Source organism: Mesorhizobium australicum WSM2073 (assembly GCF_000230995.2).
GTDB lineage: Bacteria > Pseudomonadota > Alphaproteobacteria > Rhizobiales > Rhizobiaceae > Mesorhizobium > Mesorhizobium australicum.
Genome location: NC_019973.1, coordinates 551,689 through 570,973, shown reverse-complemented (window position 1 = coordinate 570,973; position 19,285 = coordinate 551,689). Strand labels below are relative to the sequence as shown.

General features: G+C 63.7%; 24 protein-coding genes. 20 read left to right on the top strand and 4 right to left on the bottom strand.

Going from position 1 to position 19,285, the window contains the following annotated elements:
- Positions 1-10: 10 nt before the first annotated feature.
- Genes MESAU_RS02685 through MESAU_RS02675 form a run of 3 tightly spaced genes read left to right on the top strand, consistent with a single transcriptional unit; the run spans position 11 to position 1,190 of the window.
- Positions 11-265 carry a DUF1272 domain-containing protein gene (locus MESAU_RS02685; protein ID WP_015314509.1) on the top strand — a complete coding sequence of 85 codons (255 nt, stop codon included), beginning with the start codon at positions 11-13 and terminating at the stop codon, positions 263-265.
- Positions 266-290: 25 nt separating this feature from the next.
- On the top strand, positions 291-878 hold the full coding sequence (locus tag MESAU_RS02680) for a HupE/UreJ family protein (RefSeq protein WP_015314508.1): 588 nt from the start codon (positions 291-293) through the stop codon (positions 876-878).
- A gap of 6 nt (positions 879-884) precedes the next feature.
- The gene (locus MESAU_RS02675; protein ID WP_015314507.1) at positions 885-1,190 is read left to right on the top strand and encodes an urease subunit beta; all 306 of its coding nucleotides are present in this window, start codon (positions 885-887) and stop codon (positions 1,188-1,190) included.
- Positions 1,191-1,243: 53 nt separating this feature from the next.
- On the opposite strand, the gene MESAU_RS02670 is transcribed toward MESAU_RS02675, so the two are convergent.
- Entirely contained in the window at positions 1,244-1,750 is a 507-nt protein-coding gene (locus tag MESAU_RS02670) for a hypothetical protein (RefSeq protein ID WP_015314506.1), read from the bottom strand.
- A gap of 114 nt (positions 1,751-1,864) precedes the next feature.
- Positions 1,865-2,242 (bottom strand): hypothetical protein, encoded by a 378-nt coding sequence (locus MESAU_RS02665; RefSeq protein WP_015314505.1) that lies wholly within the window; start codon positions 2,240-2,242, stop codon positions 1,865-1,867.
- A gap of 167 nt (positions 2,243-2,409) precedes the next feature.
- On the opposite strand from MESAU_RS02665, the gene ureC reads away from it, so the two are divergent.
- The 9 genes from ureC (at position 2,410) to MESAU_RS02620 (ending at position 9,318) form a co-directional block, all read left to right on the top strand.
- On the top strand, positions 2,410-4,122 hold the full coding sequence (gene ureC, locus MESAU_RS02660; protein WP_041163593.1) for an urease subunit alpha: 1,713 nt from the start codon (positions 2,410-2,412) through the stop codon (positions 4,120-4,122).
- A gap of 159 nt (positions 4,123-4,281) precedes the next feature.
- Positions 4,282-4,770, top strand: a complete 489-nt coding sequence (locus tag MESAU_RS02655; protein WP_015314503.1) for a DUF29 domain-containing protein — start codon at positions 4,282-4,284, stop codon at positions 4,768-4,770.
- A 55-nt stretch (positions 4,771-4,825) separates the two neighbouring features.
- Entirely contained in the window at positions 4,826-5,419 is a 594-nt protein-coding gene (locus MESAU_RS02650) for a hypothetical protein (protein ID WP_015314502.1), read from the top strand.
- A 45-nt stretch (positions 5,420-5,464) separates the two neighbouring features.
- Positions 5,465-6,100, top strand: a complete 636-nt coding sequence (locus MESAU_RS02645; RefSeq protein WP_015314501.1) for a glutathione S-transferase family protein — start codon at positions 5,465-5,467, stop codon at positions 6,098-6,100.
- A gap of 70 nt (positions 6,101-6,170) precedes the next feature.
- Positions 6,171-6,731, top strand: coding sequence for an urease accessory protein UreE (gene ureE, locus MESAU_RS02640; protein WP_015314500.1), 561 nt, complete (start codon positions 6,171-6,173; stop codon positions 6,729-6,731).
- Positions 6,724-7,395: an urease accessory protein UreF gene (locus MESAU_RS02635; protein WP_015314499.1), complete on the top strand. Its 672-nt coding sequence runs from the start codon at positions 6,724-6,726 to the stop codon at positions 7,393-7,395. The genes ureE and MESAU_RS02635 overlap by 8 nt, the downstream gene beginning before the upstream one ends.
- Entirely contained in the window at positions 7,392-7,832 is a 441-nt protein-coding gene (locus MESAU_RS02630; protein WP_015314498.1) for a DUF3995 domain-containing protein, read from the top strand. The genes MESAU_RS02635 and MESAU_RS02630 overlap by 4 nt, the downstream gene beginning before the upstream one ends.
- Positions 7,829-8,470 (top strand): urease accessory protein UreG, encoded by a 642-nt coding sequence (gene ureG / locus MESAU_RS02625; RefSeq protein ID WP_015314497.1) that lies wholly within the window; start codon positions 7,829-7,831, stop codon positions 8,468-8,470. The genes MESAU_RS02630 and ureG overlap by 4 nt, the downstream gene beginning before the upstream one ends.
- 80 nt (positions 8,471-8,550) lie before the next feature.
- Positions 8,551-9,318 (top strand): class II aldolase and adducin N-terminal domain-containing protein, encoded by a 768-nt coding sequence (locus MESAU_RS02620; RefSeq protein ID WP_015314496.1) that lies wholly within the window; start codon positions 8,551-8,553, stop codon positions 9,316-9,318.
- A 3-nt stretch (positions 9,319-9,321) separates the two neighbouring features.
- On the opposite strand, the gene MESAU_RS02615 is transcribed toward MESAU_RS02620, so the two are convergent.
- The gene (locus MESAU_RS02615) at positions 9,322-9,954 is read right to left on the bottom strand and encodes an HAD family hydrolase (RefSeq protein ID WP_015314495.1); all 633 of its coding nucleotides are present in this window, start codon (positions 9,952-9,954) and stop codon (positions 9,322-9,324) included.
- 242 nt (positions 9,955-10,196) lie between these two features.
- Between MESAU_RS02615 and MESAU_RS02610 the strand changes: the two genes are divergently transcribed.
- Complete coding sequence (locus tag MESAU_RS02610) at positions 10,197-11,156, top strand: sugar-binding transcriptional regulator (RefSeq protein WP_015314494.1); 960 nt, start codon at positions 10,197-10,199, stop codon at positions 11,154-11,156.
- A 25-nt stretch (positions 11,157-11,181) separates the two neighbouring features.
- On the opposite strand, the gene MESAU_RS02605 is transcribed toward MESAU_RS02610, so the two are convergent.
- Complete coding sequence (locus MESAU_RS02605) at positions 11,182-11,367, bottom strand: hypothetical protein (RefSeq protein ID WP_015314493.1); 186 nt, start codon at positions 11,365-11,367, stop codon at positions 11,182-11,184.
- 110 nt (positions 11,368-11,477) lie between these two features.
- Between MESAU_RS02605 and gcvA the strand changes: the two genes are divergently transcribed.
- The 7 genes from gcvA (at position 11,478) to MESAU_RS02570 (ending at position 19,270) form a co-directional block, all read left to right on the top strand.
- Positions 11,478-12,383: a transcriptional regulator GcvA gene (gcvA, locus tag MESAU_RS02600; protein WP_015314492.1), complete on the top strand. Its 906-nt coding sequence runs from the start codon at positions 11,478-11,480 to the stop codon at positions 12,381-12,383.
- A 236-nt stretch (positions 12,384-12,619) separates the two neighbouring features.
- Positions 12,620-13,930, top strand: a complete 1,311-nt coding sequence (locus MESAU_RS02595) for an ABC transporter substrate-binding protein (RefSeq protein ID WP_015314491.1) — start codon at positions 12,620-12,622, stop codon at positions 13,928-13,930.
- Between the two features lie 124 nt (positions 13,931-14,054).
- Entirely contained in the window at positions 14,055-14,927 is an 873-nt protein-coding gene (locus MESAU_RS02590) for a carbohydrate ABC transporter permease (protein WP_015314490.1), read from the top strand.
- An 11-nt stretch (positions 14,928-14,938) separates the two neighbouring features.
- Positions 14,939-15,763 carry a carbohydrate ABC transporter permease gene (locus tag MESAU_RS02585; RefSeq protein WP_015314489.1) on the top strand — a complete coding sequence of 275 codons (825 nt, stop codon included), beginning with the start codon at positions 14,939-14,941 and terminating at the stop codon, positions 15,761-15,763.
- 50 nt (positions 15,764-15,813) lie between these two features.
- The gene (locus MESAU_RS02580) at positions 15,814-16,818 is read left to right on the top strand and encodes an ABC transporter ATP-binding protein (RefSeq protein WP_015314488.1); all 1,005 of its coding nucleotides are present in this window, start codon (positions 15,814-15,816) and stop codon (positions 16,816-16,818) included.
- A 38-nt stretch (positions 16,819-16,856) separates the two neighbouring features.
- Positions 16,857-17,627, top strand: a complete 771-nt coding sequence (locus MESAU_RS02575) for an L-iditol 2-dehydrogenase (protein ID WP_015314487.1) — start codon at positions 16,857-16,859, stop codon at positions 17,625-17,627.
- 164 nt (positions 17,628-17,791) lie between these two features.
- On the top strand, positions 17,792-19,270 hold the full coding sequence (locus MESAU_RS02570) for a mannitol dehydrogenase family protein (protein ID WP_015314486.1): 1,479 nt from the start codon (positions 17,792-17,794) through the stop codon (positions 19,268-19,270).
- Positions 19,271-19,285 lie beyond the last annotated feature (15 nt).

Here is a 19,285-nt window from a genome sequence, read left to right as displayed (position 1 = left end):
GGAGAGAGACATGCTTGAACTGCGCCCGAACTGTGAATGCTGTGACAAGGACCTGCCGCCGGAAGCGACGGATGCGCGGATCTGCACCTTCGAGTGCACCTTTTGCGCCGGCTGCGTCGAAAGCGTGCTTGGCGGCGTCTGCCCGAACTGCGGCGGCAATTTTACGGCCCGGCCGATCCGCCCCGCCGCGATGCAGAAGAAATATCCGGCTTCGACCAAACGCGTGCTCAAGGCCGAGGGCTGCGGCCCCCGCAAGGCCGCGTGACACCGCAAAACGAAAGGCAAGTAAAATGATCCCCGTCAAACGCCTGTGCCTCTCGGCGATCCTGCTCGTGGCCGCGGCCATGCCTGCCTACGCCCATGTCGGCATCGGCACGACCTCCTCCGCCATGGCCGGCTTCACGCATCCGCTGTCGGGCCTCGACCACATGACGGCGATGCTCGCCGTCGGTCTGTGGGCAGCCCTCAAGGGCGGCAAGGCGATCTGGGTCTGGCCGGCGGCGTTCGTCGGCGTCATGCTGGGTGGCGCGGCCCTGGGCATGGCCCATGTGCCGCTGCCCTTCGTCGAGCCGGGTATACTGGCCTCCGTCGTGGCGCTCGGCCTGCTGGTGGCGCTGGCGGTCGATCTGCCTGTTTCGGCCGGTGTCGCCATCATCGGCCTGTTCGCGCTGTTGCACGGCCATGCCCATGGCACGGACGTGCCGGAAAATGCCGGCGGCCTCGACTATATGGCCGGTTTTGCCGTCGCCACCGTGCTGCTCCATGCGATCGGCATCGCCGTCGGGCTTGGCCTCGGCATGAGGTCCCGCGGCGTGGCCCGCGTCATGGGCGCCGCCTGCGCGGCGATCGGCATCGGCCTCGCCTTCGGCGTCGTGTGAGGTCCCATGATTCCAGGCGAAATCATCCCCGTTCAAGGCGACATCGAGCTCAACAAGGGTCTGCCGACCGTCATCCTGAAAGTGGCCAACAGTGGCGACCGGCCGGTCCAGGTCGGCAGCCACTATCATTTCTACGAAACCAATGAGGCGCTGAAATTCGATCGTGAACGGGCGCGCGGCATGCGCCTCGACATCGCCGCCGGCACCGCCACGCGTTTCGAGCCGGGGCAGGAACGGGACGTCACGCTGGTGCCGCTTGGCGGCAAGCGTGAAATCCATGGCTTCCAGCAGAAGGTGATGGGCAAGCTGTGAGGGCTTTTTATGCGTGGCCGGCAAGGCCAGCGGGCGCAAGCGCTGCGTGGGGCTCAGCCCGGGGGCTTGGCGGCCGCATAGATGACGATCTTTCCCGGATCGTCGAACTCCACGGCGAGAACGTCCTGGGCAAGGACGCGCCGCGAATCGAGGGCATTGAAAAGCAGGGCGTTGGCCTCGATCTCCTTGCGCAGCTCGGTGACATCGTCCTGATGCTGCCGAACCTTGTTCTCGATGGCCGGCGGCGGGCCGCCTTCGCTGCGCGCCGCGTCGGTGAGGAACACGATATCGACCTTGTCGAGCTTGGACGTCTTGCGCACCGTGCTGATGTTTTCGCGCGTGCGGTCGATCGCCGAACTGACTTTTCCGATTTCAGCGGTCGTCTTGGCCTCTTCCTGGTTGACTTGCGATCCGACGATGCGGTCGACGGTCTCGGGACTTTCCAGGCCCTGCGCGTTGAGCGCCGCCCGCGGGACACTCGCCGCCAGAAACGCAGCCGCGGCAATGACATGCAACCATCGCGCATGGCATCGGGCATCGGGCAGGGCGTCGAGGGTCATCGTTCGCTTTCGCAGTTTGCTTCAAGACCTTTGAAACGAAACGTCCCCAGCCCTGTCACGGTTCCCTCTCCGGTTCGGTGGGCGGACCGGATACCGGCCCGCCGCGCCGGCTCTTCAGCTGGCTTTCTTGGTGATCAGGGTCAGCGCGCCGTTCGGCTCCATGCTGGCCGCAACCACCTGGGCCGACGTCATTCCCTTGGCCTGGAGGGCGGATTTCACCTTGGGGGTGGCATCGATCGAACTGCGCAATTTCTGCAGGCCGGCATCGCCACGCTGGGCGATGACCTGGTTGACCTGCGTCTGGGTGTCCTTCGGCAACTCGCTAATGTCGATCACGTTGACGCTCTGGATCGCCGGCGCGGCCTGCTGACCGCCGGGCGCGGCTGGAGCCGGCGTAGTCGGGGCGGGCTGTTGCGCGGGCTGCTGCTGGGCGCTGGCGGCACCCGCCAGCATCAGGCTGGCGGCGGCTGCAAGAATTGTCGTTTTGCGCATGGATTTTCCTTCCATCGATTTGGCAAACGGTCGTTTTGGGGTGACCCTTCAACCTCAACCGCCAAATGGGTCCGGAAGGTGTCGCCCAGCGGGTCATTGCGTGACCATTGGAGGGCGGCAATGTGCAGCCCGGCTTCACCAACACCGCATTTCGGGAGCAACCGCTGATGGCCAGACTAACGCGTGCCGCCTACGCCCAGATGTATGGCCCGACGGTCGGCGACAAGGTGCGGCTAGCCGACACCGAACTCTTCATCGAGGTCGAGAAGGATTTCACCATCCATGGCGAGGAGGTGAAATTCGGCGGCGGCAAGGTCATTCGTGACGGCATGGGTCAGAGCCAGGTTTCCCGTGCCCAAGGTGCGGTCGACACCGTCATCACCAATGCGCTGGTGATCGATGCCAGCGCCGGCATCTTCAAGGCCGATATAGGTTTAAGGGATGGCCGCATCGCGGCCATCGGCAAGGCCGGCAATCCGGACACGCAGGACGGCGTCACCATCATCATCGGCCCCGGCACGGAAATCATCGCCGGCGAGGGCAAGATCCTGACCCCGGGCGGCTTCGACGCGCATATCCACTTCATCTGCCCGCAGCAGATCGAGGAAGCGCTTATGTCGGGCATCACCACCATGCTCGGCGGCGGGACCGGTCCGGCGCATGGCACGCTGGCAACGACCTGCACACCGGGGCCGTGGCACATGGCACGCATGATCCAGTCCTTCGACGCCTTCCCGATGAATATCGGCCTGTCGGGCAAGGGCAACGCCTCGTTGCCGGCCGCGCTCGAGGAGATGGTGCTGGGGGGCGCCTGCTCGCTCAAGCTGCACGAGGACTGGGGCACGACGCCGGCGGCGATCGACTGCTGCCTGTCGGTGGCCGACGATTACGACGTGCAGGTGATGATCCACACCGACACGCTCAACGAGAGCGGCTTTGTCGAGAACACGGTGGCGGCGATCAAGGGCCGCACCATCCATGCCTTCCACACCGAGGGCGCCGGTGGCGGCCATGCGCCTGATATCATCAAGGTCTGCGGCCTGCCCAACGTCATCCCGTCCTCGACAAACCCGACGCGGCCCTACACAGTCAACACGCTCGCCGAGCATCTCGACATGCTGATGGTCTGCCACCACCTGTCGCCGTCGATCCCCGAGGACATTGCCTTTGCCGAAAGCCGCATCCGCAAGGAGACCATCGCGGCCGAGGACATCCTGCACGACATCGGCGCCTTCTCGATCATCTCGTCGGACAGCCAGGCCATGGGCCGGGTCGGCGAGGTGGCGATCCGCACCTGGCAGACGGCCGACAAGATGAAGCGCCAGCGCGGGTCGTTGCCGCAGGAGACGGGCGACAACGACAATTTCCGCGTCCGCCGCTACATCGCCAAATACACCATCAATCCGGCCATCGCGCATGGCCTGTCGAAGGACATCGGCTCGATCGCGGTCGGCAAACGCGCCGATCTGGTGCTGTGGAACCCAGCCTTCTTCGGCGTCAAGCCAGACATGGTGCTGATCGGCGGCATGATCGCGGCCGCCCCGATGGGTGACCCCAACGCCTCGATCCCGACGCCGCAGCCGATGCACTACCGGCCGATGTTCGGCGCCTATGGCAAAGCCCGGACCAATTCGTCGGTGACCTTCGTTTCGAAGGCCGCGCTCGAGTCCGGTTTGCACGGCCGGCTCGGCGTCGACAAGCAGTTCGTCGCCGTCGAAAACACGCGCGGCGGCATCGGCAAGCACTCGATGGTGCTCAACGACGCCACGCCGCATATCGAGGTCGATCCGGAAACCTACGAAGTTCGCGCCGATGGCGAACTCTTGACCTGCGAGCCAGCGACCGTGCTGCCGATGGCGCAAAGGTACTTTCTGTTTTGAGACGTTCCGCTGAAATTCATGAATGGGCAATGAACCGCCATGAAAGCGCATGCGCTTCGTCAACTGCGGCAGCGGAATGTTGCGCCGAAGGGTTCGGATAAGGGTCTACCTTTTCCGTTTGGCTTGGAAATTACGTGCTTTGAGAGCAATATCACTTAAATGAACAAGATTTTTCGAAAACAGCAATTGACGCCCTATGAGGCCGATTATGCTCAGTGGTGCGCCGAGCAAGGCGCGCTGTTGCGCGAAGGTCGCCTCTCAGACCTCGATCGCGATAACCTGGCGGAGGAGATCGAGAGCTTGGGGCGGAGCGACAAAAGAGAAATTGCGAGTAGACTTGGCACCTTGCTCCTGCATTTGCTCAAATGGGAATTTCAGCCCGAAAGGCGCAAAACTGGATGGTTGCTGACCATCCGCGAGCAGCGATTTCAGATCGAAGATCTGCTCGTTGAAAGCCCTAGCTTGAAAGCCTATCCGGGACAGCGGCTCGGACGAGAATTCAAAATAGCGAGATTGAAGGCGGCGGACGAGACCGGCCTGAGGGAGGGCAATTTCCCCGCGGACTGTCCGTATTCGATCAGGGAAATTCTCGACCATGACTATTTTCCCGGCACGCCGTGGTCATCGGATCAGCTTATTCGCGAATAGCACCACGTGGTCCGCTAGAGCTTTTTCATAGCATCGAGAGCATTATTAGCTGCCTATGGACCAGCAAATAGCCTCCGCCCACGACATTTTCCCGCATATTCGCATCGTCATGGGCATGGTGATCGGGCTTGGCGTCGCGCGCCTGCTGTCGGGGGTGGCGCGCATTGTCCAGCATCCCGGCCAATACCGTCTCTACCCCGTGCATCTGGCCTGGGTCGCCTCGGTGCTGTTGATGCTGGTGCACTTCTGGTGGTGGGAGTTCGGCCTCTACACCATCGAAACCTGGACCTTCGGCAAGTACCTGTTCATCATCTTCTACGCGATCACCCTGTTCCTGCTCTGCGCGCTGCTGTTTCCGGATTCGATGCTCGACTACACCAGCTACGAGGATTTCTTCTATTCGCGCCGCGCCTGGTTCTTCGGCCTGCTGGCGGCGACTTACCTGCTCGACGTGGTCGACACTTTGCTGAAGGGGCCTGAGCATTTCGCACGCTTCGGCACCGAGTATCTGTTCCGCACGCCGGTCTTCGTCGTGCTGTGCGTCGTCGCGATCCTGGTGCGCGACCGCCGGTTCCACATCGCCTTCGTCGCGGCGGCGCTGATCTACCAGATATCGTTCATCCTGCGGCTCTTCGACACGATCGTATGACGGCCGCGGATGCACTAGGCTGCTCGGGAAAGGCAGGGTTCAACGATGTACAAGGCCGTCGGATCGCGCGGATCCCGGGTCAGTCGCGTCCTCTGGATGCTGGAGGAACTCGGCCAGCCCTATGAGTTCGTCGAGGTCAAGCTGCGCTCGCCCGAAGCCTATGCGCTCAGTCCGTCGGGCAAGGTGCCGATCCTCATAGACGGTGAATTGACGGTGACGGATTCGGCGGCGATCTGCGTCTATCTCGCCGACAAGCACGCCGATAAAGGTATGGGCGCCAATCCCGGTCTCGCTGGCCGCGCCGAAATGGATTCCTGGATGCATTTTGCCCAGAGCGAGTTCGAGGCGCCGCTGTGGAACAAATTGCGCCACCGTTTCCTCCTGCCCAGGGAAGTGCGGGTCGATGTCGGTCCTGCCGCGGCCTTTGACTTCGCCACGGAGGTCAAGGCGCTGGAGCGCCGGCTCGGCGACAAGCCGTTCGCGCTCGGCGACAGGTTTTCCGCCGTCGACGTGCTGCTCGGCGACATGGGCGGCTGGGCGCGTGCCGGCAGTTTCCCGATCGACTCCGAGCGCGTCAATAGCTATTTCGATCGCCTTCTGGCGCGGCCGGCCCGGACCCGGGCGCAAGCCAATGCATCGGCCCGAAAATCGGAATCGATTTTCGGAAAGCACGATGCATAGATTCAAACATGTTAGAGCATCCTTTGCGCGTCCAAGGGGACGCGCGGCGCTCTGATGGAGGTTCCATGAAATGAAGCTCAACCTCAACACCGACTTCACCAAATTCCCGCGCGCCGTCTCCGTATTGCCCGCCGGCACGGCCGCAACCACCGCGCCGTCCGGCCGTGCCGTTCTCGCCCATGACGAGCGGCATCTGCGCCGCCGCGCCATCGAACTTGCCGACGGCGGCAAGGTGCTGGTCGACCTGCCCGAGCCTGTCGCTCTGAACGATGGCGACCGGCTGGTGCTGGAGGATGGCGGCCATATCGAGATCATCGCGGCGCCCGAAGAGGTCTATGACATCCGCGCCCGCGACGCCGTGCATCTCGCCGAACTCGCCTGGCATATCGGCAACCGCCATCTCGCCGCAGGCATCGAGGCGCACCGTATCCTCATCCTGCGCGACCACGTCATCAAGGCGATGCTGGAGGGACTCGGCGCCACGGTGCGCGACGTCTCCGAGCCGTTCAAACCGGTGCGCGGCGCCTATTCCGGCGGGCATGATCACGGCCACGCGCATGGCCACAGCCATAGCGAAGCGCATGCGCACAGCCACGCGCATTCGCACGATCACCTCCATGATCATGACTGACCAGCCGTCCGGCATCGCCCTGCTACGGCTGATGGCGTGGCTGTCGCCGGCCTTTCCGGTCGGCGGCTTTGCCTACAGCCATGGCCTCGAGCGCGCGGTGCAAGATGGGCTGGTGACCAATGCCGCCGGCCTTGCCGGCTGGCTGGAGGCGCTGGTCGAGATGGGCTCGGGCTGGAACGATGCCGTGCTGTTCGCCGAAAGCTGGCGCCGCGCCCGTGAAGGTGGCGATCTGGCCGAGGTTGTCGCACTGGCCGAGGCACTGGCCGGCTCGCGCGAACGCCACGCCGAGACCATGCTGCAAGGCGCGGCCTTCCTCAAAGCAGCCGCCGCCTGGCCCACTGCCGTGCTGGAGCGCTTGCCGGCCGATTGCGCCTATTGCGTGGCCGTCGGAGCCGTGGCCGGCGGCAATGGCATCGCGCTTGAGGACGCGCTGTGCGCCTTCGCGCAAGCCTTCTTCTCCAACCTCGTCCAGGCCGCGATCCGGCTCGGCATGATCGGCCAGAACGAGGCGACGACGCTGCTCGCGGGTTTCGAGCCGCTGGCGCTCTCGACCGCTGCCCGCGCGTCCCGCTCGACATTGGACGACCTCGGCGGCTGCGCCTTCGTCTCCGACGTCATGGCCATGAAGCACGAAACCCAGTATTCGCGATTGTTCCGCTCATGATCCTCCTCGCCTTCGTCCTCTCCTTCGTCCTGCTGCTGGTCACGGCGCTGCATGTCTATTGGGGCATAGGCGGCGTCTGGCCGGGCAGGGACGCGGCGTCCTGCGCCCACGCTGTCGTCGGCTTTCGCGGCGTCGACGAAATGCCGACGCCGTTCGCCAGTTTCGCCGTTGCCGCCTGCCTCGGCCTGGCAACGCTGTGGCCGCTGGCGCTCATCGGTTTCTTTGCCTCGCCGTTTCCCAAGCAGGGCCTCGCGGCCACCGCGATGCTGATCGGACTGGTGTTCCTGGGGCGCGGCATTGCCGGTTTCACGCCCTGGTGGCGCCGGCTGGCGCCGCAACAGCCTTTCGCTCGGCTCGATTCCAGTTTCTATTCGCCGCTCTGCCTGTTGATCGGGCTCGGCTTCGCAGTCCTTGCCATCACGGAGTTTCCGACATGACACAACCCAACGGCCCCCTTCGCATCGGCATTGGCGGCCCCGTCGGTTCCGGCAAGACGACGCTCACCGAAAAACTCTGCAAGGCGCTGCGCGACGAGTTCTCCATCGCCGTCGTCACCAACGACATCTACACCAGGGAGGACGCCATGATGCTGGCCCGGCTGCAGGCGCTGCCGGAGGACCGCATCGTCGGCGTCGAGACCGGCGGCTGCCCGCACACCGCCATCCGTGAGGATGCCTCGATCAATCTGCAGGCGATCGCCGAGCTCAACCGCAAATTTCCCGACCTCGACATCATCTTCATCGAATCCGGTGGCGACAACCTTGCCGCCACCTTCTCGCCGGACCTTGCGGATCTCACGCTGTACGTCATCTCGGTCTGCCAGGGCGAAGAAATCCCGCGCAAAGGCGGCCCGGCGATCACGCGGTCCGATTTCCTGGTCATCAACAAAAGCGATCTTGCGCCCTATGTGAACGTCAATCTCGACGTCATGGAGAGCGACGCCGGCCGCATGCGCGGCAAGCGGCCGTTCGGCTTCACCGATCTTTCGCGCGGCAAGGGCCTGCGGGAGGTAATCGATTTCATCATCGAGCACGGCGGACTGCGAACCGTTGGCGCCGCAAGCACCGCGGCATAACTGGCCTTCTGCACCAAGCGAAAGCGGTTGCGGGCACCAGCGGCGCGCGGCATTCTGGGCCAAACCGGAGGATATTTTCGATGAGCATCGCCCGCCTGCAGAAGGAAACGCTCACCAACCTGCCCTTCTACGAAGAGCGCGTCGATCTCGCCTGCGCCTTCCGCTGGACGGCGCGGCTCAACATGCATGAGGCGGTGGCCAACCATTTCTCGCTGGCGGTCAACGACGACGGCACCAGGTTCCTGATGAACCCGAACCAGGTGCATTTCTCGCGCATCAAGGCGAGCGACCTGATCGAGATCGACGCCAACGACCCCGAGACGCTTTCCGGGCCGAATGCACCCGACCCCACGGCATGGGGCCTGCACGGCGCCGTCCATCGCAACGTGCCGCACGCGCGCTGCGTCATGCACGTCCATTCGATCCACGCCACCGTGCTGGCCTCACTTGCCGACTCGACGCTGCCGCCGATCGACCAGAATTCGGCGATGTTCTTCAACCGTCACGTCGTCGACGCCCATTATGGCGGACTGGCCTTCGAGGAAGAGGGCGAGCGCTGCTCGCAGCTTCTCGCCGACCCCAAGGTCAAGGTGATGGTGATGGGCAACCATGGCGTGCTGGTCATCGGCGACACCGTCGCCGACGCCTTCAACCGCATGTTCTATTTCGAGCGTGCCGCCGAGACCTACATCAAGGCCCTGTGGACGGGCCGGCCGCTGCGCACCTTGTCCGACGCGATCGCCGAGAAGGCGGCGAGCGAGATGGACAACTATCCCGGCCAGGCCGAACGTCATCTCGCCGAGTTGAAGGCGATCCTCGACGAGCAGGAGCCGGTGTACCGGAACTGAACGCTACAGTCCGAGCTGAGCCCGCAATTCCCCGGCGCTGTTGATGACAATGGCGCCGGGCGGTCCTTCCATCGGCTTTTCAGGCCAGAAGATCGTCTTCATTCCCGCCGCCAGGCCCGCCATGGCGCCCGGCCAGCTGTCGTCGACCGCGACGGCGTGCGCGGGGTCGACGTCTGCCAGATAGGCGGCGCGAAGGAAAGGCTCCGCGTGCGGCTTGCCTTCCCGCACATCGTTGCGGCTGATCGTCTTCATGCCGGGGTAGGTCAGCCCGACCATATGCAGATTGGCGTCGACGATCATCCGATCCGAGTTTGAGACCACCGCCTGCTGCACGCCGAGCGCGCGCAACTCCTTGAAGATCTCGATGGCGCCTGGGCGCGGCTTCAGCCCCTCGACCAGCGGCAGGTAATGCTCATATTTGTGAACGATCCATTCGTCGAAGGGCAGTTGCAGCCCGAACTCGTCGCGCATCATTTCGTAAACCGGCCAGGCGGCGACGCCGAGCACGCGTTCGTGCAGATCGGCCGGAGGCGTGAGGCCGGCATTGCGCATCGCAGCGATGAGGGCTGCCTCATGCAGCGGTTCGCTGTCGACCAGCGTCCCGTCCATGTCCCAGAAAACCGCCTTTGGTGTCATGCAGCGCTCCTTTTTTCGATCCCTTAAAGGGTTTGCGCCGCGAGATAAACCTTTGGCGGCCATTGAACATGCCTTCAGACGGAGAAACGGACCCGCGGCGCTTTCTCCGATAGGATGTCGGCGGAGAAATCACCGCTGCTTCGGCGCAAGCATTTGCTCTTGAGATTGACAATTGCGCAGGCGGTCATTCCCTGCGAAACTGATACGACCGCCTGATGATCGGCGGTTTGGGGAGGCAGGACGTGAATACCCGGCAGGATGGCGGCAGCAACAGGCTGGACGACGCGGCGCGCGCCGGCTGGCTCTATTATGTTGCCGGCAACACACAGGACCAGATCGCCGCCACGCTCGGCATATCGAGGCAGACGGCGCAGCGTCTGGTGTCGCTGGCGGTGTCGGAAGGCCTGATCAAGGTCCGCGTCGATCATCCGATCGCCAACTGCCTGGATCTCGCCGCGCGGCTGAAATCGCGCTTTGCGCTCGACGTGGTCGAGGTGGTGCCGAGCGATCCCAATTCATCTTCCACGACCATCGGCATCGCCGAAGCGGCGGCCGCTGAGATCGAGCGGCGGCTGCGGTCGCCGACGCCGATCGTCATGGGCATCGGCACCGGACGGACGCTGAAGGCGGCGATCGAACAATTGCCGCCGATGGAATGCCCGCAGCACAAGGTGGTGTCCTTGACCGGCAACATCTCGCCGGACGGGTCCGCTGCCTTCTACAACGTCATCTTCACCATGGCCGACAGGGTCAAGGCGCGGTCCTTCCCGATGCCGCTGCCGGTCATCGCCTCTTCGCCGCAGGAGCGCGAGATGCTGCTCAACCAGCCGATGATCCAGCCGACACTGGTGCTTGCGGCGGAGGCCGACGTCACCTTCATCGGTATCGGCGACCTCGGCCCGAAGGCGCCGCTCTACGAGGATGGCTTCATTTCCGAAAGCGAACTGAAAGCCTTGCAGAAGGCCGGCGGCGTCGCTGAAATCGTTGGCTGGGTGTTCGACCGCGAGGGCCGCATGATCGACGGCATCACCAATGACCGGGTGTCGTCGGCGGCGCTGCCGTCGCGGGAGAAGTCGCTGGTGATCGCGCTCGCCATGGGGGAGCGCAAGCTGCCCGGCATCCTGGCGGCGGTCAACCGACGGCTGGTCAACGGGCTCATCACCGACGAGCGGACGGCGGCCGCCCTGCTAGCCAGTATCTGACGGCTTCGCGATAAAGCCAGCAAGGCTATTGGTGCCGGCCGAAAGGGTCGTTGCCATCGAGGAAACCGAGGTCGCGCTGCAGATGCGGCGACAGGTCCCTGACGTCGAGATGCGCCCTTTTTCGGGTCGCGAACCAGCCGAATCCGTCCGCAAGCCACGAAATCCAGCGATGATCGGGGGCGGGAGTGCATTTTTGCTGCGCCATGGTCATGATCGTCAACCTTCGTTATCCTGAACCCGAATGACGGGTTGAGGATGAATGTCGGCCTTGCCGGCCGCTTTTGCCAATCGAACGTCGATAACGATCCATAAGGAGGCTTTATGCCTGATCTCAGCGCGCCGCAGGTTTCGCAGCTGCCGCCGTTACAGGCGATCCGGGTGTTCGAGGCGGTGGCGCGGCATCTTTCCTTCACCAAGGCCGCCGGCGAACTCGCCATGACGCAAGCGGCGGTCAGCTATCAAATCAAGGTGCTGGAGGAGCGCGTCGGCGCTCCGCTGTTCCTGCGCCGGCCGCGGCAGATCGAACTGACCGAAGCCGGCCAGCGCCTGGCGCCGGCGGTCAGCGAGGCCTTTGCCATTCTTAGCCAGGCCTATGCCGCCGCGCGCGGCGGGGCGGACGGGTTGTTGTGCGTCACCACGGTGCTGACTTTTGCCTCGAACTGGCTGGCGCACCATCTGGGCGCATTCCAGATCGCGCATCCCTCGCTTGCCGTGCGGCTCGACACGTCGAGCCGGCTGACGGATTTCGCCCGCGAGGATGTCGACCTCGCCATTCGTTCTGGCGGCGGCAAATGGCCGGGGCTGGAAGCCCACAAGCTGCTCGATGCCGATTTCACGCCCATGCTGAGCCCGAAGCTCGCTGCGAGCATCGGCGGCATCAACGAACCGGCCGACCTGCTCAAGCTGCCGATCCTCGATCCCAGCGATATCTGGTGGACGCAATGGTTCGAGGCCGCCGGCGTGCACAGCCACGACCTTGCCAGGCGGCCCGGCAGCAGCATGGGCGCGCAGGCCTATGAAGCCAACGCGGCCATATCGGGCCATGGCGTGGCGATCCTGACCCGGGCGCTGTTCAAGGCCGAACTCGCCGACGGCCGGCTGATCCAGCCATTCGACCTGGTCGGCGACGACGGGCACGCCTACTGGCTGGTCTACCCCGAGGCGCGCCGCAACGTGCCCAAGATCCGCGCCTTCCGCGACTGGCTGCTGGCCGAGATCGCCTGCTGACCGGCACATAAGCTGACGTCGGACCGGGGCAACAAACGACATCCCGCTCGAGAGGCTTTGGTCCCGCCGCCTGGACTCCAGACGGCGGCAACCCGAGCCCTGTCTTCGAACCTCCGCCCCATTCGCCGGCCGTGTGCTGCGCTGCAGCATCGAATCCGGCTTGACATAATTAAGACTAAGTGAGTAATTGCTCACAACCAAGGCAAATGCTCAACTTGGTTTATGGGAGGAATTTGATGAAACTTCGCACGCTCACCCTGGGCTTGTTGTCGGCCAGCACGCTTGCGTTCGCCGCACACGCCGAATCCATCACCATCGCCACCGTCAACAATGGCGATATGGTCCGCATGCAGAAGCTGACCGACGACTTCACCAAGGCTAACCCGGACATCCAGCTCAACTGGGTCACGCTCGAAGAGAACGTGCTGCGCGAGCGCGTCACCACCGACATCGCCACCAAGGGTGGCCAGTATGACGTGATGACCATCGGCACCTACGAGGTTCCGATCTGGGCCAAGCAGAGCTGGCTCCTGCCGCTCGACAAGCTCGGCGACGACTATGACGCCAAGGACATCATCCCGGCAATTGCCGGCGGCCTTTCGGTCGATGGCAAGCTCTATGCCGCGCCCTTCTACGGCGAGAGCTCCTTCGTCATGTACCGCAAGGACCTGATGGAGAAGGCTGGGCTGAAAATGCCCGACGCCCCGACCTGGGATTTCATCAAGCAGGCGGCCGACAAGATGACCGACCGCGCCAATGGCGTGAACGGCGTCTGCCTGCGCGGCAAGGCCGGCTGGGGCGAGAACATGGCCTTCCTGACCGCCATGTCGAACTCCTTCGGCGCCCGCTGGTTCGACGAGAACTGGAAGCCGCAGTTCGACCAGCCGGAATGGAAGAAGACGCTGCAGTTCTATGTCGACCTGATGAAGGCCGACGGTCCCGAGGGCGCCTCGTCCAACGGCTTCAACGAGAACCTGGCGCTCTTCCAGCAGGGCAAGTGCGGCATGTGGATCGACGCCACCGTCGCCGCCTCCTTCGTCTCCGACCCGAAGAACTCTACCGTCGCCGACAAGGTCGGCTATGCCCTGGCGCCGGATAATGGCTTGGGCAAGCGGGGCAACTGGCTGTGGGCGTGGTCGCTGGCGATCCCGGCCGGCACGCAGAAGGCCGACGCCGCCGAGAAGTTCGTGTCCTGGGCGACCAGCAAGCACTATGCCGAGCTCGTCGCGTCGAAGGAAGGCTGGGCAAACGTGCCTCCGGGCACGCGTTCCTCGCTCTACGCCAATCCCGAGTACCAGAAGGCGGCTCCGTTCGCCAAGATGACCCTGGACTCCATCAATGCCGCCGACCCGACGCATCCGACCGTCAAGCCGGTGCCTTATGTCGGCGTGCAGTTTGTCGCCATCCCTGAATTCCAGGGCCTTGGCACCACCGTCGGCCAGCTCTTCTCGGCGGCTCTTGCCGGCCAGTCGAGCGTCGACGATGCGCTGAAGCAGGCCCAGGACGCCTCCACCGCGGCGATGACCGAGGGCGGCTACATCAAGTAAGGCTCCTCCCGGTGCCGAACGCCGGTCACCTCCTCGACCGGCACCGGCCGCCCGAAACCCAGTTCGGGCGGCCGCCTTTCCAGAGCCTGTGAAAATTCAGCCTGATCCTTGAAGGGTGACCGTCATGGCTACTCAGCAGACCCGTTCGCTTGCCCGATTCATGATGGCGCCTTCCGTGGTGCTGCTGTTCGTCTGGATGATCGTGCCGCTGGTCATCACGATCTGGTTCTCCTTCCAGCAGTACAATCCGCTCAACCCAATGCGCGACGGGTTCGTCGGCTTATCCAACTACGCGCTGTTCTATTCCAATCCGGCCTTCCTGCAGTCGATCCTCAACACGCTTGTCCTGGTGGTCAGCGTGCTGCTGATCACGGTGATCGGCGGCATCCTGCTGGCGTTGCTCATCGATCAGCCGATGTGGGGCCAGGGGATCGTGCGCATCCTCGTCATCTCGCCGTTCTTCGTCATGCCGCCGGTGGCCGCATTGGTGTGGAAGAACATGATCATGCACCCGCAATATGGCGTGTTCGCCGACATAGCGCGCTTCTTCGGAGCACAGCCGATCGACTGGTTCGGCCAGCATCCGATGACGGCGATCATCATCATCGTCGCCTGGCAGTGGCTGCCTTTCGCGACATTGATCCTCTTGACCGCGCTGCAGTCGCTCGACGGCGAGCAGAAGGAAGCCGCCGAGATGGACGGCGCCGGCTTCATCAGCCGCTTCATCTATCTGACGCTGCCGCACATGTCGCGGGCGATCACCGTCGTCATCCTGATCCAGACGATCTTCCTGCTCTCGGTCTACGCCGAGATCCTGGTCACCACCAATGGCGGCCCTGGATACGCCTCCACCAACCTGCCCTTCCTCGTCTACCAGAAGGCGTTGCTGGAATTCAAAATCGGCCAGGCATCCGCGGGCGGTGTGATCGCCGTCATTCTCGCCAACATCGTCGCCTTCTTCGCCATGCGCGCCGTCGGCAAGAACCTGGACAAGTAAGGGAGGATACGATGGCACGCTCAGTCACCACCCAGCACAAGACAATCGCGACAATTGCCGCCTGGACCGTCGCGCTGCTGATCTTCTTTCCGATCCTCTATACGATCATCACCTCGTTCAAGTCGGAACAGGAGGCAATCCAGGGCTTCAACCTGATCCCGTCCGGGACTTTCGAGAGCTATGCCGAGGTCCAGGCGCAGAGCGGTTACTTCAAGTTCTTCCTGAACTCGGTGCTGCTTTCTGTCGGCTCGACCATCCTGGCGCTGTTGGTCGCCATTCCGGCGGCATGGTCGATGGCGTTTTCGCCGACCAAGCGGACCAAGGACATATTGATGTGGATGCTGTCCACCAAGATGATGCCGGCAGTCGCCGTGCTGTTCCCGATCTACCTGATCTTCCGCAATCTCGGCCTGCTCGACTCGCGCATCGGCCTGATGATCATGCTGATGCTGATCAACCTGCCGATCGTGGTGTGGATGCTCTACACCTACTTCCGCGAAATCCCAGGCGAAATCCTGGAAGCCTCGCGTATGGACGGCGCATCCTTGTGGGGTGAAATCTGGTACGTGCTGACGCCGATGGCGGTGCCGGGCATTGCTTCGACCATGCTGCTCAACATCATCCTGGCCTGGAACGAGGCGTTCTGGACGATCCGGCTGACCACCACGGAAGCCGCCCCACTCACCGCCTTCATCAGCTCCTTCTCCAGCCCGCAAGGCCTGTTCTGGGCCAAGCTTTCGGCCGCCTCGACCCTCGCCATCGCGCCGATCCTGATCATGGGCTGGTTCAGCCAGAAGCAGCTGGTGCGCGGCCTGACATTTGGCGCGGTGAAGTGACGGAAATTGCCTGAAGCAATCGGCGAAAAACAGCCCTCGGGGAGGAAACCATGGGAAACATCACGCTCAAGAACGTCTCCAAGTCCTTTGGTTCGACGTCCATCATCCCCGGCCTCGACCTGGTGATCGAAAACGGCGAGTTCGTCGTCTTCGTCGGCCCGTCGGGTTGCGGCAAGTCCACGCTGCTCAGGCTGATCGCTGGCCTTGAGGACACCAGCGGCGGCACCATCAACATCGATGGCCGCGACGTCACCGGCGAGGCGCCGGCCAAGCGCAAGCTTGCCATGGTGTTCCAGTCCTACGCGCTCTACCCGCATATGACGGTGGCCAAGAACATCGCTTTCCCGCTGAAGATGGCGGGCGAGGACCAGGCGACCATCGACAGGAAGGTGAAGGACGCGGCGCGCGTGCTCAACCTTACCAACTACCTCGAACGCCGCCCCGGCCAGCTCTCCGGCGGCCAGCGCCAGCGCGTCGCCATCGGCCGCGCCATTGTGCGCCAGCCCTCGGCCTTCCTGTTCGACGAACCGCTGTCCAACCTCGACGCGGCACTGCGCGGCACCATGCGGCTGGAGATCAGCGAACTGCACCATCAGCTGAAAACCACGATGATCTACGTCACCCACGATCAGGTCGAGGCGATGACCATGGCTGACAAGATCGTCGTGCTCAACGCCGGCAATATCGAGCAGGTTGGCTCGCCGATGGAACTCTACAAGACGCCGAAGAACCTGTTCGTCGCCGGCTTCATCGGCTCGCCCAAGATGAACCTGATCGAAGGCGCGCCGGCTGGCAAATACACCGCCAAGACCATCGGCATCCGGCCCGAACATATGCAGATATCGACCACGGCGGGCGACTGGAAGGCGACGGTCGGCGTGGCCGAGCATCTGGGCTCCGACACGTTCCTGCACGTTCAAGCCGACGGCGTCGGGCCGCTGACGGTGCGCGCCGACGGCGAACTGGCGGTCCGCCATGGCGACACCATCTATCTCACCCCTGACAAGGCCAAGCTGCATCGCTTCGGCGCTGATGGCAAGGCGATGGCCCAGTGAGGGTGGGCCAGTGAGGATGGGCCGGTGAGGATGGGACAGTGAGGCTGCAAGGCAAATCGGCACTGGTCACGGGATCGGCGCGAGGCATCGGCAGGGCTTTCGCCGAAGCCTATGTGCGCGAGGGCGCCACTGTCGCGATCGCCGATATCAATCTTGAAGCCGCGCAGAAGACGGCCGCCGCGATCGGCGACAACGCCTATGCCCTGAAACTCGACGTCACCGACCAGGCATCCATCGATGCCGCGGTGAAGGCGGTGGAGGACAAGGCGGGCGGTCTCGACATCCTGATCAACAACGCCGCTTTGTTCGACCTGGCCCCGATCGTGGAGATATCTCGGGCGAGCTATGAAAAGCTTTTCTCCGTCAATGTCGCGGGCACGCTGTTCATGCTGCAGGCAGCCGCCCGGTCGATGATCGCGCGGGGCAAGGGCGGCAGGATCATCAACATGGCAAGCCAGGCCGGGCGTCGCGGCGAGCCGCTGGTCGCGGTCTATTGCGCCACCAAGGCCGCGGTCATCTCGCTGACCCAGTCGGCCGGGCTCGATCTGATCAGGCACCGCATCAACGTCAACGGCATCGCGCCCGGCGTCGTCGACAGCGACATGTGGGACGAGGTCGATGCCCTGTTCGCCAAATACGAGAACCGGCCGAAGGGCGAGAAAAAGCGGCTGGTCGGCGAAGGCGTGCCTTACGGCCGCATGGGCAAGCCGGAAGACCTCGCCGGCATGGCCGTGTTCCTCGCCAGTGACGAAGCCGAATACATCGTCGCCCAGACCTACAATGTCGATGGCGGCCAATGGATGAGTTGAAAAGAACGATTTGAGGGGGACGGCGCCTCTTTCTTTCCTCCGGAGAAGGCGCCGCGGGGGCGGGTGAGGGGCCGCATGCTGGAACACCAGGTGCGGCCCCTCATCCTCGCCCTCCCGAAGGAGGCGAAACAGTCGGGCTGCAAATCGGCCAAAGGGTAAAGCAGATGACCGTGAAACTTTCGTCCTCGAGCCTCGTCAGGCTTCCGCCTAAGGTCGCAGGTCCGAACTATGACCGCTCGGCGCTGAAAGCCGGCATCGTGCATTTCGGTGTCGGCAATTTTCACCGCTCGCACCAGGCCGTCTATCTCGACGACCTGTTCGGTCAGGGCATCGGTCATGATTGGGCGCTGGTCGGCGCCGGCGTGTTCGACGGCGAGAAGATCGGCCGCGGCAAGCTTGAAGAGCAGGATTGGCTGACCACAGTGGTCGAGCAGGACGAGGGCCATATGAGCGCCCGCGTCACCGGCGCGATGATCGATTTCCTGATGCCGGGAGATGCCGCCGCCATCATCGATCGGCTGGCTGATCCGGCGATCAGGATCGTTTCGCTGACCATCACCGAAGGCGGCTATTTCATCGACCCGGCCTCCGGCGTCTTCAACCCGACCCATCCCGACATCGTCGCCGACGCGCAGCCGGGCGCCACACCGAAGACTGTGTTCGGCATTATCCTGGCCGGGCTGGTGCGACGCCGCCAGGATGGTATCGTGCCGTTCACCGTGATGTCCTGCGACAACATTCCCCACAACGGCCATGTCACGTCGGATGGTGTTATCGGCCTTGCCCGCCTGATCGACGAGGATCTGGCGAGCTGGGTCAGCGAGACGGTCGCCTTCCCGAACGCCATGGTCGACCGCATCACGCCGGCCACCAGCGACCGCGAGCGCAAGATCCTCGCCGACGATTTTGGCATCGAGGACAACTGGCCGGTGTTCTGCGAGCCGTTCCGGCAATGGGTGCTGGAAGACCATTTCACCGATGGCCGCCCGCCGCTGGAAAAGGTCGGCGTGCAGTTCGTCAAGGACGTCGCCCCTTATGAGCTGATGAAGATCCGCATCCTCAATGGTGGCCATGCCACGATAGCCTATCCGGCTGGGCTGATGGACATCCACTTCGTCCATGAGGCGATGCAGGAGCCGCTGGTGCGCGGGTTCCTCGACAAGCTCGAGCACGACGAGATCATCCCGACGGTGCCGCCGGTGCCGGACACGGTGCTGGAAGACTATTACCAGCTCATCGAGAAGCGCTTCTCCAATCCCAAGATCGGCGACACGGTGCGCCGGCTCTGCCTCGACGGGTCCAATCGCCAGCCGAAATTCATCATCCCGACCATCGCCGACCGGCTGAAGGCCGGCAAAGGCGTTGCCGGACTGGCGCTGGAATCGGCCCTTTGGTGCCGCTACTGCTTCGGCACGACGGACAGCGGCGCCGTCATCGAGCCCAACGACCCGAGCTGGGACCGGCTGAAGGCAACGGCAAAGGCGGCAAAGGACGCGCCCGCCGCGTGGCTTGCGATGGACGATATCTATGGCGACGTCGGCCGCGCCGCCGCCTTCGTCGAGGCCTTCGCCCACGCGCTCAACGTGCTCTGGGCCAATGGCACGCGCGCCACGCTGACGCGCTACCTCGCCGGCAAGCTCTGAGAGCCAGCCGGCATC

Bases quoted from the DNA above. Each gene is read 5' to 3' on its own strand.
- MESAU_RS02580 (WP_015314488.1), top strand. From the start codon at position 15,814: ATGGGAAACATCACGCTCAAGAACGTCTCCAAGTCCTTTGGTTCGACG.
- ureG (WP_015314497.1), top strand. From the start codon at position 7,829: ATGACACAACCCAACGGCCCCCTTCGCATCGGCATTGGCGGCCCCGTC.
- gcvA (WP_015314492.1), top strand. From the start codon at position 11,478: ATGCCTGATCTCAGCGCGCCGCAGGTTTCGCAGCTGCCGCCGTTACAG.
- MESAU_RS02635 (WP_015314499.1), top strand. From the start codon at position 6,724: ATGACTGACCAGCCGTCCGGCATCGCCCTGCTACGGCTGATGGCGTGG.
- ureC (WP_041163593.1), top strand. From the start codon at position 2,410: ATGGCCAGACTAACGCGTGCCGCCTACGCCCAGATGTATGGCCCGACG.
- MESAU_RS02595 (WP_015314491.1), top strand. From the start codon at position 12,620: ATGAAACTTCGCACGCTCACCCTGGGCTTGTTGTCGGCCAGCACGCTT.
- MESAU_RS02675 (WP_015314507.1), top strand. From the start codon at position 885: ATGATTCCAGGCGAAATCATCCCCGTTCAAGGCGACATCGAGCTCAAC.
- MESAU_RS02645 (WP_015314501.1), top strand. From the start codon at position 5,465: ATGTACAAGGCCGTCGGATCGCGCGGATCCCGGGTCAGTCGCGTCCTC.
- MESAU_RS02590 (WP_015314490.1), top strand. From the start codon at position 14,055: ATGGCTACTCAGCAGACCCGTTCGCTTGCCCGATTCATGATGGCGCCT.
- MESAU_RS02620 (WP_015314496.1), top strand. From the start codon at position 8,551: ATGAGCATCGCCCGCCTGCAGAAGGAAACGCTCACCAACCTGCCCTTC.
- MESAU_RS02630 (WP_015314498.1), top strand. From the start codon at position 7,392: ATGATCCTCCTCGCCTTCGTCCTCTCCTTCGTCCTGCTGCTGGTCACG.
- MESAU_RS02650 (WP_015314502.1), top strand. From the start codon at position 4,826: ATGGACCAGCAAATAGCCTCCGCCCACGACATTTTCCCGCATATTCGC.
- MESAU_RS02655 (WP_015314503.1), top strand. From the start codon at position 4,282: ATGAACAAGATTTTTCGAAAACAGCAATTGACGCCCTATGAGGCCGAT.
- MESAU_RS02685 (WP_015314509.1), top strand. From the start codon at position 11: ATGCTTGAACTGCGCCCGAACTGTGAATGCTGTGACAAGGACCTGCCG.
- MESAU_RS02615 (WP_015314495.1), bottom strand. From the start codon at position 9,954: ATGACACCAAAGGCGGTTTTCTGGGACATGGACGGGACGCTGGTCGAC.
- MESAU_RS02670 (WP_015314506.1), bottom strand. From the start codon at position 1,750: ATGACCCTCGACGCCCTGCCCGATGCCCGATGCCATGCGCGATGGTTG.
- MESAU_RS02585 (WP_015314489.1), top strand. From the start codon at position 14,939: ATGGCACGCTCAGTCACCACCCAGCACAAGACAATCGCGACAATTGCC.
- MESAU_RS02665 (WP_015314505.1), bottom strand. From the start codon at position 2,242: ATGCGCAAAACGACAATTCTTGCAGCCGCCGCCAGCCTGATGCTGGCG.
- MESAU_RS02605 (WP_015314493.1), bottom strand. From the start codon at position 11,367: ATGACCATGGCGCAGCAAAAATGCACTCCCGCCCCCGATCATCGCTGG.
- MESAU_RS02570 (WP_015314486.1), top strand. From the start codon at position 17,792: ATGACCGTGAAACTTTCGTCCTCGAGCCTCGTCAGGCTTCCGCCTAAG.
- MESAU_RS02680 (WP_015314508.1), top strand. From the start codon at position 291: ATGATCCCCGTCAAACGCCTGTGCCTCTCGGCGATCCTGCTCGTGGCC.
- ureE (WP_015314500.1), top strand. From the start codon at position 6,171: ATGAAGCTCAACCTCAACACCGACTTCACCAAATTCCCGCGCGCCGTC.